We start from the raw sequence: 14,645 nt of genomic DNA, 5'->3' as shown, positions 1-14,645 counted from the left end.
TTCACGCAACCGCGCCGGTCACCCGACCGTTTCACTTCCGTCATCAAGACAGGAGCCAGTAATGCGTATCATGCTGTCGATCGCGCTCGCCGCCACGACCATCGCCGCCCTGCCCGCCGCCGCGCAGGATACCCGCCGCGAGGCGAACCGCGAATATCGGGAGGAGCTGCGCGATGCCCGCCGCGACTATCGCCGCGACGTCCGCAACGCCGATTCGCGCCGCGACGTGCGCGAGGCGCAGCGCGATTACCGCAACGACGTGCGCGATGCCCGGCAGGACCGGCGCGGCGACCTGCGCGATATCCGTCGCTATCGCGGCTATGACTATAACCGCTACGAACCCGGCCAGCGCGCCTATTATGCCGACCGCTACTACCGCGACGGCCGCTATTATCAAGAGCGGCGTCTGGGTCGCAACGACCGCGTCTATCGCGGCGGCAATGGCCGTTATTACTGCCGCCGCAACGACGGCACGACCGGACTGATCGTGGGTGGTCTGGCGGGTGGTGCGCTGGGCAGCGTGATCGGCAATGGCCGGTCGAGCCTGCTCGGCGCGTTGATCGGTGCGGGCGGCGGCGCGTTGCTCGGCCAGTCGGTCGATCGCGGCAACGTGCGCTGCCGCTGAACGGCCGGGCGCTGAACGATCAGGGGGCGGCGGCCACGCCGCCCCCTCCGTCAGAAGATGCCGCCGCCCAGCGACAGCCGGATGGCGAAGATCACGATCAGCACCAGGTTCAGGTTGCGCCCGCCATTGCTGGACGACAGCGCGCCGATCGCCGCCCCGACGATGCCGATCGGGATGACCAGCCAGTTCATCCAGCCCAGCAGGGGCACGAAGGCGACGAGGCCGAGCGCCAGCGTGACGAGGCCGACGAAGATCGAGACGATGTTGAGCATGACCCGAACATGGCCGCTCCGCCCGCCTGCGACAAGACGCCGGTCGCGAAACCCGCGGGATAAGCGTCGGGCACGCCAGTGTCGATTTGCCGCACCGGCGGGGAGCGGCTACGGCGGGGCATGACTTCCCTGATCCTCGTGATGCTCGGCGGTGCGCTCGGCTCGGGCGCACGCTATCTGACCGGCCGGGCGACGCTGTCGCTGTTCGGCCCCGGCTATCCCTATGGCACGCTGGCGGTGAACCTGCTCGGCGGCCTGTCGATGGGATTGCTGGTCGGCATACTCGCCCGTGCCGCCGCCGCGGAGCCGTGGCGGCTGTTCGTCGGCGTCGGCGTGCTGGGCGGCTATACCACCTTCTCGTCCTTCGCGCTCGATGCGGTGATGCTGGCGGAAGGGGGCGCACCGTTCGTCGCGCTGGGTTACGTCCTCCTGTCCGTCACCGGCGCGATCGCCGCGCTGGCCGCCGGGTTGTTCATCGCACGGAGTGTCGCGGCATGAGCGATCCGAAGACCGAGCCGAAGGAAGTCCGCCAGTTCACCGTCGGCTATGACGATGACGGCATCCGGCTGGACCGCTGGTTCAAGCGGCACCTGCCCGACACCAGCTTCACCACCGTCGCCAAATGGGCGCGTACCGGCCAGTTGCGGGTCGACGGATCGCGCGCCACCCCCGGCGATCGGATCACCGCCGGCCAGCAGTTGCGCGTCCCCCCCGCCGAACCGCCCCCGCCCCCCGGCGCCAAGCCGGAGCGGGTGCGTACCCCCCTGTCGGCGGACGAGACCGCCTATGTCCGCGACATGGTGATCCACCGCGATCCGCAGGCTTTCGTCCTCAACAAGCCGCCGGGGCTGGCGACGCAGGGCGGCACGAAGACGACCGCGCATGTCGACGGCCTGCTCGACGGTCTGGTCACCGACGAGGAAGGGCGGCCCAAGCTCGTCCACCGCCTCGACAAGGATACGTCGGGCGCGCTGCTGATCGCACGCACCTCCCGCGCGGCGGCGTTCTTCGCCAAGGCGTTTTCCAGCCGCACCGCGCGCAAGGTGTACTGGGCGCTGGTCGTCGACGTGCCCTCGATCGAGGACGGCATCGTCGACCTGCCGATCGCCAAGCAACCGGGCACCGGCGGCGAAAAGATGCATATCGACGAGGAGAACGGCCAGGCCGCGCGTACCCGTTACCGCGTGATCGAACGTGCCGGCAACCGCACCGCCTGGGTCGAGCTGCAACCCTTCACCGGCCGCACCCACCAGTTACGCGTCCACATGGCCGCGATCGGCCACCCGATCGTCGGCGACGGCAAATATGGCGGCGCGGCGGCGTTCCTCACCGGCGGGATCAGCCGCAAGATGCACCTCCACGCGCGCCGCCTGCGCGTCGACCATCCCGATGGCGGCCGGATCGACGAAACCGCCGAACTGCCGACGCACTTCGCCGAAAGCCTCGCCAGCCTCGGCTTCGACCAGGCGCTGGGCGACCGGCTGGAGATCGAGGAGGACAAGGGCCCCCCGCCCAAGGCGGTGCTGAAACAGCGTGCCAAGGCCCATGCCAAATCGGTCCGCAAGGACCGCAAGGGCGAACGCCGGTCGCGGGGTACGCGTAGCTGATGCATCCCGCTCCGGCATTTCGGGATGACGATGCGGCGCTGGAGCGGGTCGTGAATATCGGCTTCGCGCAGATCGTCATCGTCACCCCCGAAGGACTGATGATGGTCCACGCGCCCATGACGCGCCATGCCGCCACGCTGCGCTTTCATGTCGCACGGCATAATCGGGCGGCCCCTTATCTGGACGGGGCATCCGCGCTGCTCAGCGCATCGGCAGTGGACGGTTATCTGAGTCCCAATTGGTATGCCGTGCCGGGGGACCAGGTACCGACATGGAATTATGTCGCGATCGAGGTGGAGGGGCGACTGCACGCGCTGGATGAAGATGAACTTATCGCGCAGTTGGACGATCTGGCGGCTTTCCATGAGCCGCGCGTCAATCCGGGCGCACCATGGACTCGTGGCAAGATGAACGACATCCGGTTCAGGGCTATGTTGCAAGGTATCCGGGGTTATGAACTGCGACCCGCCGCGATCCGTGGCACCACCAAGTTAAGCCAGAACAAATCATTCTCTGATCGGCAAGGCGTTGTCGCGGGCCTGCGCGCCGCCGGAAATCTTTCATTGGCGACGGCGATGGAAGATATCATGCCCGATGCCACGGGCAGCACTTCCGCTCAGCCTCGATAGCCGCGCCTCAATAGACAGTCCCCCACGCCTCCGTGACCGATGGTACGGCGCGTGGGGGGGTATGCCATGTCAGACCACCGTCAGCCCGACATCGACATTGTTGCGGGTGGCGTTGGAATAGGGGCACACCTCATGCGCGGCATGCATCAGCCGCTCCGCATCGGCGCGATCGACGCCCGGCAGGTCGATGGCGAGATCGGCGGTGATGCCGTATCCGCCTTCCGATCGCGGACCGAAGCCGATCGTCGCGGTCACGGTGGCATCGGCCGGAACCTTGACGCCTTCCTTGCCCGACACCGCCTTCATCGCGCCCAGGAAACAGGCCGAATAGCCCGCGGCGAACAGCTTCTCCGGATTGGCGCCCTCGCCACCCGGTCCGCCCATCTCCTTCGGCACGACGAGGTTCACGTCGACGGTACCGTCCTCGGTCCGGGCGCGGCCGTCACGACCACCGGTGGCGGTGGCATTGGTCTTGTAGATCACGTTTACGGACATGCATCTTTCCCTCAGAACGACCGTCACGACGGGCCGGATCGAGGTTAGATGGTCAAGCCCCGCTGCGGTTGCAAGCCGGTGGCATCGGCCCGACCGGCCATGTCAGGCAAAGGCAACCCGGCCGGTGCGGGCGATCCGGGCATCGTTGATCGTGTCGACGATCATCTCATACTGGGCCGGCGAATAGCCCGCAGCCAGAAAGGTCCGCAATTCCAGCGCCGGCACCGCATAGCCATGCCGCCAGCTCAGCACCGCGATCCGGCGCAGCGCCTCCAGCCGGTCGTCGGCCAGCCGCGGGCTGACGCGCAGCCCGAACAACACGCCCAGCCAGCGCGACACACGCCCGGGGGTACGCAGGGTCGATACCCGGTCGTGCCGGGCGATGGCGATGACGGAGCGTTCGAGATCGGTCAACGCGGGCGCCGGTGCCGATACGGCCACATCGACCCGGGGCGACGGCATCGCCGGGGCCGTCGCCGCCAGGCTCGCCCGCGCCGCGCCTGCCATGCCGGGTTCGTTGAATGCCAGGAATGCCATGTCCACTATCCCTCTTGCAGGTCCGGCGCCCGGCGTGGAGCCGGACGGCGGTGCAGGCGGGCCGTTGATCGCCGCCTTCTGTACCGATTGGTATATTTGCCAGTGACCGATCCGTCAATGACTTTCCGTACCGAACGGTAACGAATTATCCGGCCAGCTTATCCGAACGGCATCAGGTGCCTGGAAACATCGCCAGTCCGGTATCGACCAGCCGTTCCAGATCGGCGCGCGATGCCCCGCTGCCCGCCTGGATCGCCATTCCCTGCAACAGCGCGAAGAGATAGCTGTGGAGGCCCTGGACATCGACATGCGCCGGCAGATCGCCCTCGGTCTTGGCGCGTTCGAACCGGGCGATCAGGGCCGCCTGCGACGAGGCGCGGCGGGCGACGACATCCGCCTTGATCGATTCGGCTTCCTCCCCGCACGCCACCGAATGGATCACGCCCAGGCACCCGCGCGGGCCGCTGCTGCTGGTCTGCGCCTCCAGCGCGCCGTGCAGCAGGCATTCCGCCACGCCGCGCGCCGTCGGCTGATCCAGCGCGGCCCGCATATATTGCAGCTTCTCCGCCTCGTAGAGGTCCAGCGCCTTGTGGAACAACGCTTCCTTGTTGCCGAACGCGGCGTACAGGCTGGGCTTGGTGATCCCCATCGCCTCGGTCAGGTCGGTCAGCGACGCGCCTTCATACCCCTTGGTCCAGAACACCCGCAGTGCCGCCGCCAGCGCCTGATCGACGCAGAATTCACGGGGGCGGCCCTTGGTGGCCGTGCAGGTGGCTGTTTCCATAACGCCCGGTATATAAATAGTCGCGCCGTGAAGACAAGCCGCCATGCCGTGGCACATCCCGGCCCGGCATCGTCCCGCCGCCCCCGCCCCGACGTGGCGGGACCTATCCGGTCGACGTGTTACTTCTTGGCAGACAATCGGCCCGCCCCACGTGGTGCCTTGCGCGCGGCGGGCCGATGCGCTCCACTGGCGCGCATGAGTTCCCCCGACGATCTTCCCCCGCCCGCCGCGCCGCCGCCCGACGTGGCGCTGCCCGAACTGTCCCTGCCCGACATGCCCCCCGCCCCCCGTTCGGTGCGCGGCACCGGCCGGCGGCTGTACGGCGCGATCGCCAACCGGTTGGGCACCGCGATCATGTCGGGGGAATATCCCCCCGGCTCGGTGCTGCCCGCCGAGATCGCCTTTTCGGGCGAGCTGGGCGTGTCGCGCGGCGCCTATCGCGAGGCGATGCAGGTGCTGATCGCCAAGGGGCTGGTCGAAAGCCGGCCCAAGGCGGGGACGCGGGTGTTGCAGCCCGATCGCTGGAACCTGCTCGATCCCGACGTGCTGGCCTGGGCGTTCGCGGGCACGCCGGATATCGGCTATGTCCGCAGCCTGTTCGAACTCCGCGCGATCGTCGAACCCGCCGCCGCGCGTCTCGCCGCCGAACGCCGCACCCGCGACGACCTGCGCCACATGAAGGACGCGCTGGCCGCGATGCGCCGCCACACGCTGGCCACCGATCAGGGCCGCGCCGCCGATCGCGATTTCCACCACGCGATCCTGCGCGCGACGCAGAACGGCGCGCTGCTGACGCTCAGCGCCAGTATCGGCGCCGCGGTCGGCTGGACCACCCAGTTCAAGCAACGCGCCCGCGCCCTGCCCCGCAACCCGGTGCCCGACCACGTCCGCGTCTACGACATGATCGCCGCCGGCGACGTGGACGGCGCGGGCGAGGCGATGCGCCTGCTGGTCGACCTGGCGCTGGACGATACGAAGAGCGCGATGGGACCCGATCAGGGATAAGGCACCATATGCACGCCTGTCAGGCTTACGCGACAGGCACGCTGTTAACAAAAAAAAGGGGGGGCGTTCGATTGAACGCCCCCCCTTTTTTCATTCAACCGTGGATCAGAACTTGAAGCGGGTCGAAACGAAGAAGTCACGGCCCAGCACGTCATAAGTACCCGGATAGGTGTTGGCCTGCTCCTGGTTGGTACCGATGATCGGCGGCCGCTTGTTGAACAGGTTGTTGACACCCAACGACAGGTTGTACTGGTCGGTGATGTCGAACGAGAAGGCAAGATCGACCAGATTATACGCCGGGACACGATCGACGAAGTAGTTCGTCGAGTCGTCGTCGTCACGCACGGCCGACAGATGCCGCCACCGGACAGTGCTGGTCAGGCCATGGTCGACCCATGATACGCGCGACGTCCACTTGTAACGCGGGGTCGGGTTACCGCAGCTCAGGATGCCGAACTTTCCAGCGCACTGATTGACCTGATCGGGCAGCGCCGCGACCGGGGTCAGGCTCGACTTGTCGGTCCAAGTGCCGAGGAAGAAGAACGCCAGCTTCGAATCGCCGTCACCCATGATGGAGAGCGGGAAACGGGTCTGGTAGTCCGCCTGCAAATCAACGCCCGACACCCGCAGGGTCGACACGTTCGCGTTCAGGATCGACGGTGCGTTGACACCGTCGAACTGGCCCAGCGCATTGCGGGTGCCAACAAATGCCTGGCAATAGACGCTGTTGATGTCCCGAATAACATTGTAGCAGAGGTCGAGCGAGTTGCCGAGACCACCACCCAAGGTCGAGATCGTGTTCTCCACCTTGTAGTTGAAGTAATCGGCAGTGACCGACAGACCCGGCAGGAAGCTGGGACGGAACACGACACCGGCCGTGTAAGAGTCCGATGTTTCCTCCTGCAGGTCGGGATTGCCACCGAACACACCTTGAATCTGCGTGTTGATCTGCAACCCGCTGGTCCCCACCGCAGCACTCGGCACACCGGTGGCAACGCACAGCGCCCGCAATGCGGTATTGCTCGCTGCGGCAGCCTGCGCGCAGGGATCATTAGCGGCAATGAAACCAATCGACTGTCCGCCGAACAACTCGGCGACGTTGGGCGCGCGGACTGCCCGCTGGAACTGCCCACGGAAGGTGATGTCGCGAATGGGCGAATAGGTCACGCCACCTGCATAGGTCCACACGCCACCGACATTGGCGAGCGAATAGTCCGAATAGCGTGCGGCACCGTTCAGTTCGAGATTATATACACCGGGCACACGAGCCGCGATCGGCACCAGCAATTCGGCGAAGGCTTCCTTCACGTTGTAGCTGCCCGCCGTCGCATCACCGGCGTTGAAACCGATCACGTCACCCGACGACAATGCCGTATCGGGAATGAACTCCGACGCATTCTTGCGATATTCGCCGCCGACCGAGATGCTGACGTCGCCGCCGCCCATGCCGAGATTGAACAGTCCGCCCGATACCGATGCGTTGGCCACCTGCAACACCGAAATGTCACCGTTCTGCGCCAGGATCGAAATCTGATCGACCATCGCCGGGGTCAGCGTACCCGGACCGAAGATGTTGATCGCCGGGGCCGAGCCGTTCAGGCCGGCCTGGAACGCCGAACGCGAGATGTTGCCGGCCTGCACGTTCGCATTCCGCGTGCGTGCATAGCTGTAATACGCATCGTAGTTGAACTTGTCGGTGATCTGCCCGCGCATACCGACGAGCAGGCGATAGGCGTTACGCTCGTCGAGCGAATTGCGGCCGCCGGTTTCCAGTACACGACGCTGGACGGATAGCGGAACGATGCCATCGCCGACCGTGTTGCCCGTTCCCGCGATGCCGTCGATCTGCCGAAGCGCAGCGATATCGCTGGCGGAGATGAACGGCGACACAGCAGCGATATTGACGTTGAAGGTGCCCGTTACCGGGGTTGCCGCCAGTTCGTTGGCTACCCGATTGTTGACGTAGGTCGCCTCCATATAGGCGGTGTTGCCACCACCAATATCATAGTCGGCAAAGCCACCGATCAGGTAACGCTCCTGCGGAACCTGCAGATAGTTTGCGGGCGCGAAGTTATAAAGATCGGTCGCGGTCCGACCACGGCTTGCACCGGCCGTCGGGTAGTATGCACCAGGCGAGCAGAAGACGTTGGCCGTCGGGCATGCTGCGGCCGTCAGCGTCGAGGTGAAGCGGCCGTTCGGGGTGGTCGACGAGCCGCCGGGGATCAGGCCGGTGTTCGTGCCGTTATCGCCCAGCGCCTCGTTGCTGTAGGAGCGCGCGCCCTGGAAAATCGGCTCACGGCGATAATATTCACCGTACACGGTGGCGTGACCACGGTTGTCACCCAGCGCGGTGCCCATTGCGACATAGGCTTCATAACGACGGCCATCGCCGCGACCCGTCAGGTTGTACTGCGCACCCGCTTCGACACCGGTGAGGTCGGTCCGCAGGCGGAAGTTGGTGACACCGGCGATCGCATCCGAACCATACACGGCCGACGCGCCGCCGCTGACGACATCGACGCCTTCCAGCAGGAAAACCGGGATCGTGTTGAGATCGACGATCTGCGAGGTGTCGAAGAACACCCAGCGGCGACCGTTGACCAGCACCAGGTTTCGGTTGGTGCCGAGACCACGCAGATTGAGCGTCGCGACGCCGCCACCCGGATTGTTCGAGTTGGATGTCGTGCCGGGCAGAACCTGCGGCAGGGTGTTGATGACCTGCTCGACGTTGACCGAACCGGTCAGCTGGAATTCTTCCTGACCAACGACCGCGATCGGCGCAGCCGTTTCGAGATCACGGCGCGCGATGCGCGATCCGGTGACGACGATCGCGGCACCCTCGGCCTGCTCGCCGGTAGCTTCGGTATCGATGTTGTTGGTCGGCGTGCCGGTGCCGGAATTGGAACCCGGGCCGGTCTGCGCGAAGGCTGGAACAGCCGTCAGCGCGCCGAAGACCAGCGTCGTAGCGAGCAAATGCGAACGGAATGTCTTCATAATGAAATCCCCTTATGCGAAGTGCGCTGCGAGCCATTGCCCTTCAGCGATCAACATCGATCGACCCTCCTCGACCAATCGATTATTTCCCTGTGTATTCATGCTATCGTCGTCCCGGCAATGGCGTGGGCGGCCCGTGCCGCCAAGGCAGCATGAATTGCGGCGGGTCGTGACAATTCGGTCACATGCTGATAATAGGACAATATAGATGCCGTTTATTGCTCGCAGAGAAAGAGTATCGATCGGCCTTGGACCGATCATGCTGGCCTGGTTATCAACCGTTGCACTGCCGGCCGCGAGCCATGGCCAGGTTCGTGTCACCCGCACGGATGGCGATCAGCTCGTGTCCCGAATCGTCGAATGTCATGACATCGTCCCATCGGACAAAAGGCTGGAATGCTATGACCGTCAGGTCACCGCGCTCGCAGAGGCGCAGCAATCACGCTCGGTCGTCGTGCTGAGCCGTTCGGACATCGCCGAGAAAAAGCGTGAGGCGTTTGGCCTGCAGGCATCCGCCGTCGCCGGACTGGACCGTCAGGACCCAGCGGCAATCGAGGTCACCGAGCTGGACTCCGCCGTCCGTCGAATCGCTGCGTCGGGTCGGGATCGTCTGGCGATCTACCTGGCTGACGGGTCGGTCTGGCAGACGCTGGAGCGAGTCCGCCTGACACCGAACACAGGCGATAATATCCACATCCGTCGCGCTGCGCTGGGCAGCTTCATCGGGTCCTACAAAGGCGGCAGCATTCGGCTGAAACGCCTCCGCTAGCCGGCCGGCCCGACCCCCGCCACCAGCAACGGATCGAGCTTCGCCCCCATCCATTGCAGCCCCCAATGCACGTGCGGGCCCGTCGCGCGGCCGGTGGCGCCGGATCGGGCGACGGGCTGGCCCTGACGGACGTGGTCGCCGACGGCCACGTCGATGCGCGACAGGTGGAGGATCGCGCTGTTCAGCCCCGATCCGTGGTCGATCATCAACAGGTTGCCCTCCAGCGTGAAGGGGCGGGCGGCGGCGAGGATGACGACGCCGTCGGCGGGGGCCAGCACCGGCGTGCCGGTCGGCACCGCGATATCGGCGCCGGAATGATAGCTGCCGGGCTTGCCCTGATACACGCGCTGCGCACCGAACCAGCCCGATTGCCGCCCCGTCGCGGGCCAGCGCAGCGGCTGGCGCCAGCCGGCGGCATCGGTCACCAGCGCCCGCGCCGCGACGATCTGCGCCAGCTCGGCGGGGCGGGCGGCGGCGAATTCGGCGTCGGTCTTGCCGGCGCGATAGGGGGCGTCGACCCGCTCGATCCGCCAGGCGCGCGGCGCCACCGTCAGCATTATCTCGGTGGCCAGCATGGTGCCGGCGGGGTCGCGATAGCGCTGGACCAGCAGCGCCGCCGGGCCGGCATCGCGGTCGAAGCCCAGAATGAAGCGGCCATCGGCGGCCACCGGCACGGGCCTGCCATCCAGCATCAGCGTCGCGCCCGGCCGCGCGATGCCGCGGACCAGCCCGCCCTGAATCGCCGCACCCTCGATCCGCGGCGGCGTGGCGGCCGGCACCGGCCGCGGGAGTTCGCGGGGGTGGCCGACCGGAGCCTGCGCCACCGGCCCCGGCCCCGGCCCCGGCCCGACGCATCCCGCCATGACGGCGACGCCCGCCAGTGCCGCCGCCGCGCGCCTCATCGCGGCGCCATCGCCTCGCTGGCGATCGCGGCGCTGGCATAGGCGGCCTGTTCCGCCACGCTCCAGTAGCGCAGGTCGTCGAGCGGGATGCGCGCCCTCGATACCGCGCACAGCACATGGTCGCCCGGCGCCAGCACGCGGAACCCGTTGGCCATGAAGTGCAGGCGGGCGGGGCGATCGGTGTTGGACATCAGCATGGCAGCGGCTTTCGCGAAAGATGGCGCCTCACAACAGCGTCTGCTGGTCGGGCGTGGTCGCGACATAGGTTTTGCCGCCCCCGCGCTCAACCCGTGCATCGACGGTCCCGTCGCGGAAGCGCAGCGACACCGCCCCCGCCCGCCGCACCGCCGCCGCGCTGGACAGCGTCTCGCCGCCGGCCCGCGCGGTGATGCGGGCATAGCCGCGCTCCAGGATGCGATCGGGGTTGAGCGACTGGACCAGCCGCCACGTCGCATCCAGCCGGTCGCGCGCCCGCTCCGCCTGCCGCACCAGCACCGCCGGGCGCAGCGCCCCGGCCGCCTGGCCCAGATCGCTGCGCGCCCGCGTGACGCGGCGTTCCAGCCCCCGGTCCAGCCGCGCGCCGGCATCGTCCGCGCGCTGGCGCTGCGGCCCGAGCAGCGCGTCGCGCTTCGGCAACAGCCGCGCCAGCGCGTCCAGCCGCTCGCGCCCCCGCTCGACATAGCGGCGCGCGCAGCGTTCGGTGCGGGTGCCGTGCGAGGCGATGGTCAGCCGCAGGTCGGCCAGCACCGGCACCGCGATCTCGGCCGCCGCGGTGGGGGTCGGCGCGCGCAGGTCGGCGGCATGGTCGCACAACGTGGTGTCGGTCTCGTGCCCCACCGCGGAGATGATCGGGATCGAACAGCCCGCCACCGCGCGCACCACCGCCTCCTCGTTGAACGCCCACAGATCCTCGATCGAGCCGCCGCCCCGCGCGACGATCACCAGATCGGGGCGCGGCACCGGGCCGCCGGGCGCCAGCGCGTCGAACCCGCGCACGGCGGCGGCGATCTCGGCCGCCGCGCCCTCGCCCTGCACCTTCACCGGCCAGACGACGACATGGGTCGGGCAACGATCCTCCAGCCGGTGCAGGATGTCGCGGATCACCGCGCCGGTGGGCGAGGTGACGACGCCGATCACGCGCGGCATGAACGGCAGCGGTTTCTTTCGTGCGCCGTCGAACAGCCCCTCCCCCGCCAGCGTCGCGCGCAGCTTCTCCAGCAGCGCCATCAGCGCGCCGGCTCCGGCCAGTTCCATCCGTTCGATCACGATCTGGTATTTGGAGCGACCGGGATAGATGGTCAGCTTGCCGGTCGCGATCACCTCGATCCCGTCCTGGGGCACGAAGGGCAAGGCGGCGGCCGATCCCTTCCACATCACCCCGTCGATCACGGCGGCATCGTCCTTCAGGCTCATATAGACATGGCCGGAGGTCGCGCGCTTGTACCCCGAAATCTCGCCGCGCAGGCGGACATGGCCGAACTCGCCCTCCACCATCCGCTTCAGCTTCGACGACAGTTCGCCGACCGACAGCGCGAGTGCGTTGTCGCCGGGCACCGGCTCGGCTACGAGCCGGACTTCATCGGAAAAGGGATCGGGCATGAACGTCCTGCTGCTGGGCTCGGGGGGCCGCGAACACGCGCTGGCGTGGAAACTGGCGCGATCGCCCTCCCTCGATACGCTGTTCGCAGCACCCGGCAACCCCGGCATCGCCGCCCATGCGACGTGTCTGCCGCTGGATGCGACGGATCATGGCGGCGTGGCGACCTTCTGCGCCGCCAACGCGATCGGGCTGGTCGTGATCGGGCCGGAGGCGCCGCTGGTCGATGGCCTCGCCGATAGCCTGCGCGCCGCGGGCGTCCCCGTGTTCGGCCCCGGCCGGGCGGCGGCGCAGCTGGAGGGATCGAAGGGCTTCACCAAGGATCTGTGCGCGCGCGCCGGCATCCCCACCGCCGGTTACCGCCGCGTCACCGACCGCGACACCGCGATCGCCGCGCTGACCGGCACCTTCGGCCTGCCCGTCGTCATCAAGGCGGACGGCCTCGCCGCCGGCAAGGGCGTGACGGTGGCGATGACCCGCGACGAGGCGATGACCGCGATAGACGCGCTGTTCGCCCAACCCGGCGGCGAGGCGGTGATCGAGGAATTCCTGGGCGGCGAGGAGGTCAGCCTGTTCGTCCTGACCGACGGCACCACCCTCGTCCCCTTCGGCACCGCGCAGGATCACAAGCGCGTCGGCGAAGGGGATACCGGCCCCAACACCGGCGGCATGGGCGCGTACAGCCCGGCGCGCATCCTGACCCCCGATCTGGAGCAACAGGCGATCGACACGATCGTCCGCCCCACCGTGGACGCGATGCGCGACGAGGGGATGCCGTTCGTCGGCGTCCTCTATGCCGGGCTGATGCTGACTGCGCAGGGGCCGAAGCTGATCGAATACAATGCCCGGTTCGGCGACCCGGAAACGCAGGTGCTGATGCTGCGCCACGAGGGCGATCTGGTGGCCCTGATGCTCGCCACCGCCACCGGCCGACTGCACGAGGTGCCCGCCCCCGCCTTTTCGTCGCAGGCGGCGCTGACGGTGGTGATGGCCGCGCGCGGCTATCCCGGCACGCCCGCCGCCGGTGGTGCGATCGACGGGATCGCGGCGGCGGAAGCGACCGGCGCGACCGTGTTCCACGCCGGCACGCGCACGCAGGGCGACACGCTGGTCGCGGCGGGCGGCCGGGTACTGGCGGTGACGGCGCTGGGCGACGGCGTCGCGGCGGCGCAGGCGGCGGCATACCGCGCGATCGACGCGCTCGATTTCCCCGACGGATTCTGCCGCCGCGACATCGGCTGGCGCGAGGTGGCGCGGGAGGCGACACCCGATTAATACTCGCCGCCCGCCCCTGTCCCCGTTAGGAACGGCCGCATGAACGACACCAGCGCGACATCCTCGACGACCGGCCAGTCCGGCGCCAGCCTGCTTCCCGACGGCATCGGCGCGATCACGACGGTCCATCTCGTGCTGATGGCGCTGGTGGCGATCGCCGCGATCGCGATCATCATCGTCGGGATGCGCCGCGCCGCCGCCCGCCGCCATGCCGAGCGCAAGGTCGAAAGCAACGCTCGCGACGCCGGCGTGCCGACCATCGAGGAAGCCGCGACGCCGGCATCCGAACCTGCCCCCATCACGCCGCCACCCCCGCCGCCCGCTCCCGTGCCGCCCCCTCCCGCGCCGCCCCCTCCCGCGCCGGTCGCCGCCGCCCCGGTCGTTCCTGCGCCGGCACCCATGCCCGCGCCCGCCACGCCCGCGCCGGTAGCCCCGCCCCCGGTCGAACGCGCGGCGCCCGAGCCGACGCCGCTGGCCGACGAACCGATCGCCGCCGCCGCGCCGTTCGATGCCAGCCCCGCCACCGTCGCCACCACGGAGCCGGCACCCGTCGGCCTCACCCCGATCGAAATGCCGGCCCGGCCCGAACCGGCTCAGGCGCCCGCGACCGATCCCGCCGATACGCCGGTGACGATCCTGAAGGGCCTCGGTCCCAAGCTGGAAGCCCGCCTCGCCGCGCTTGGCATCACCACCGTCGGCCAGCTCGCCTCCCTGTCGCCCGCGGAAGCCGCCTCGCTCGACGCGCAGCTCGGCCCCTTCACCGGCCGCATGGCCCGCGACCGCTGGCTCGAACAGGCCCGCCTGCTGGCCAGCGGCGACCGTGCGGGGTTCGAAGCGGCGTTCGGGCGGCTTTAGGGTTTACGGGGCGGCGGTGATCGCCGGATCGTGACGGACACCCGACCGCCACGCGATGCCGCTACCGCTCGGTCAAATTTTCCGTTTCCTGATCGTCCCCGGACACGTTGGGGAGAATCAAATCGGGAACGAACTCTGGCGATCTTGCTCGCTTGTGACCAACCGTCGAACTGGCGGGGTCGTTTTCCCATTTCATGTCCGATTTTGGTAAAGGCTACGACCGGTGCATTCCATGCTCAATGGTTGCGTGCCGAAATAGCTGTTCGACGTTTTTCCGGTTGCACAGATCGGCCTGCCGA

The 14,645-nt window shown here is 68.0% G+C and carries 16 protein-coding genes; 8 read left to right on the top strand and 8 right to left on the bottom strand.

The genetic code is table 11. The features are described from left to right. Positions 1 to 61: 61 nt before the first annotated feature. On the top strand, positions 62 to 625 hold the full coding sequence (locus ABD719_RS03885; RefSeq protein WP_344692077.1) for a glycine zipper 2TM domain-containing protein: 564 nt from the start codon (positions 62 to 64) through the stop codon (positions 623 to 625). A gap of 50 nt (positions 626 to 675) precedes the next feature. Here the strand turns inward: ABD719_RS03885 and ABD719_RS03880 are convergent, their stop codons facing one another. Next, complete coding sequence (locus ABD719_RS03880) at positions 676 to 897, bottom strand: hypothetical protein (RefSeq protein WP_344692076.1); 222 nt, start codon at positions 895 to 897, stop codon at positions 676 to 678. A gap of 120 nt (positions 898 to 1,017) precedes the next feature. Between ABD719_RS03880 and crcB the strand changes: the two genes are divergently transcribed. The 3 genes from crcB to ABD719_RS03865 are packed head-to-tail and all read left to right on the top strand — an operon-like array spanning position 1,018 to position 3,133. After that, complete coding sequence (gene crcB, locus ABD719_RS03875) at positions 1,018 to 1,395, top strand: fluoride efflux transporter CrcB (protein ID WP_344692075.1); 378 nt, start codon at positions 1,018 to 1,020, stop codon at positions 1,393 to 1,395. Further along, entirely contained in the window at positions 1,392 to 2,504 is a 1,113-nt protein-coding gene (locus tag ABD719_RS03870; protein ID WP_344692074.1) for an RluA family pseudouridine synthase, read from the top strand. The genes crcB and ABD719_RS03870 overlap by 4 nt, the downstream gene beginning before the upstream one ends. Further along, positions 2,504 to 3,133 (top strand): FMN-binding negative transcriptional regulator, encoded by a 630-nt coding sequence (locus ABD719_RS03865; RefSeq protein WP_344692073.1) that lies wholly within the window; start codon positions 2,504 to 2,506, stop codon positions 3,131 to 3,133. The genes ABD719_RS03870 and ABD719_RS03865 overlap by 1 nt, the downstream gene beginning before the upstream one ends. A gap of 69 nt (positions 3,134 to 3,202) precedes the next feature. Here ABD719_RS03865 and ABD719_RS03860 read toward each other — a convergent pair whose 3' ends face one another. From ABD719_RS03860 to ABD719_RS03850, 3 genes are all read right to left on the bottom strand, one after another. Beyond that, a complete protein-coding gene (locus ABD719_RS03860; RefSeq protein WP_192125233.1) occupies positions 3,203 to 3,628 on the bottom strand; it encodes an organic hydroperoxide resistance protein in 426 nt (141 codons plus the stop codon). Positions 3,629 to 3,730: 102 nt separating this feature from the next. Next, positions 3,731 to 4,165, bottom strand: coding sequence for a hypothetical protein (locus tag ABD719_RS03855; RefSeq protein ID WP_344692072.1), 435 nt, complete (start codon positions 4,163 to 4,165; stop codon positions 3,731 to 3,733). A gap of 172 nt (positions 4,166 to 4,337) precedes the next feature. Then, positions 4,338 to 4,949 carry a TetR/AcrR family transcriptional regulator gene (locus tag ABD719_RS03850; RefSeq protein ID WP_344692071.1) on the bottom strand — a complete coding sequence of 204 codons (612 nt, stop codon included), beginning with the start codon at positions 4,947 to 4,949 and terminating at the stop codon, positions 4,338 to 4,340. A gap of 273 nt (positions 4,950 to 5,222) precedes the next feature. Between ABD719_RS03850 and ABD719_RS03845 the strand changes: the two genes are divergently transcribed. Continuing rightward, entirely contained in the window at positions 5,223 to 5,954 is a 732-nt protein-coding gene (locus tag ABD719_RS03845; RefSeq protein WP_344692567.1) for a FadR/GntR family transcriptional regulator, read from the top strand. A 105-nt stretch (positions 5,955 to 6,059) separates the two neighbouring features. Here the strand turns inward: ABD719_RS03845 and ABD719_RS03840 are convergent, their stop codons facing one another. After that, positions 6,060 to 8,948 carry a TonB-dependent receptor domain-containing protein gene (locus ABD719_RS03840; RefSeq protein ID WP_344692070.1) on the bottom strand — a complete coding sequence of 963 codons (2,889 nt, stop codon included), beginning with the start codon at positions 8,946 to 8,948 and terminating at the stop codon, positions 6,060 to 6,062. A gap of 208 nt (positions 8,949 to 9,156) precedes the next feature. Between ABD719_RS03840 and ABD719_RS03835 the strand changes: the two genes are divergently transcribed. Beyond that, complete coding sequence (locus ABD719_RS03835) at positions 9,157 to 9,717, top strand: hypothetical protein (protein ID WP_344692069.1); 561 nt, start codon at positions 9,157 to 9,159, stop codon at positions 9,715 to 9,717. Here the strand turns inward: ABD719_RS03835 and ABD719_RS03830 are convergent. From ABD719_RS03830 to xseA, 3 genes are read right to left on the bottom strand one after another with little or no spacing between them, the layout of a single operon-like run. Next, entirely contained in the window at positions 9,714 to 10,619 is a 906-nt protein-coding gene (locus tag ABD719_RS03830; protein ID WP_344692068.1) for a M23 family metallopeptidase, read from the bottom strand. The two genes, ABD719_RS03835 and ABD719_RS03830, sit on opposite strands and share 4 nt — an antisense overlap. Continuing rightward, a complete protein-coding gene (locus ABD719_RS03825) occupies positions 10,616 to 10,816 on the bottom strand; it encodes a DUF2093 domain-containing protein (RefSeq protein WP_344692067.1) in 201 nt (66 codons plus the stop codon). The genes ABD719_RS03830 and ABD719_RS03825 overlap by 4 nt, the downstream gene beginning before the upstream one ends. Positions 10,817 to 10,844: 28 nt before the next feature. Beyond that, positions 10,845 to 12,218 (bottom strand): exodeoxyribonuclease VII large subunit, encoded by a 1,374-nt coding sequence (xseA, locus tag ABD719_RS03820; RefSeq protein WP_344692066.1) that lies wholly within the window; start codon positions 12,216 to 12,218, stop codon positions 10,845 to 10,847. Between xseA and purD the strand changes: the two genes are divergently transcribed. After that, positions 12,217 to 13,491: a phosphoribosylamine--glycine ligase gene (gene purD, locus ABD719_RS03815; protein WP_344692065.1), complete on the top strand. Its 1,275-nt coding sequence runs from the start codon at positions 12,217 to 12,219 to the stop codon at positions 13,489 to 13,491. The genes xseA and purD overlap by 2 nt on opposite strands. Positions 13,492 to 13,530: 39 nt before the next feature. Next, positions 13,531 to 14,346, top strand: coding sequence for a hypothetical protein (locus ABD719_RS03810; RefSeq protein ID WP_344692064.1), 816 nt, complete (start codon positions 13,531 to 13,533; stop codon positions 14,344 to 14,346). Positions 14,347 to 14,645 lie beyond the last annotated feature (299 nt).

It is taken from the genome of Sphingomonas cynarae (genome assembly GCF_039537815.1).
Classification (GTDB): domain Bacteria; phylum Pseudomonadota; class Alphaproteobacteria; order Sphingomonadales; family Sphingomonadaceae; genus Sphingomonas; species Sphingomonas cynarae.
Note: the sequence above shows the minus strand (reverse complement) of the source record. Positions and strands in the feature narration are given on the sequence as shown.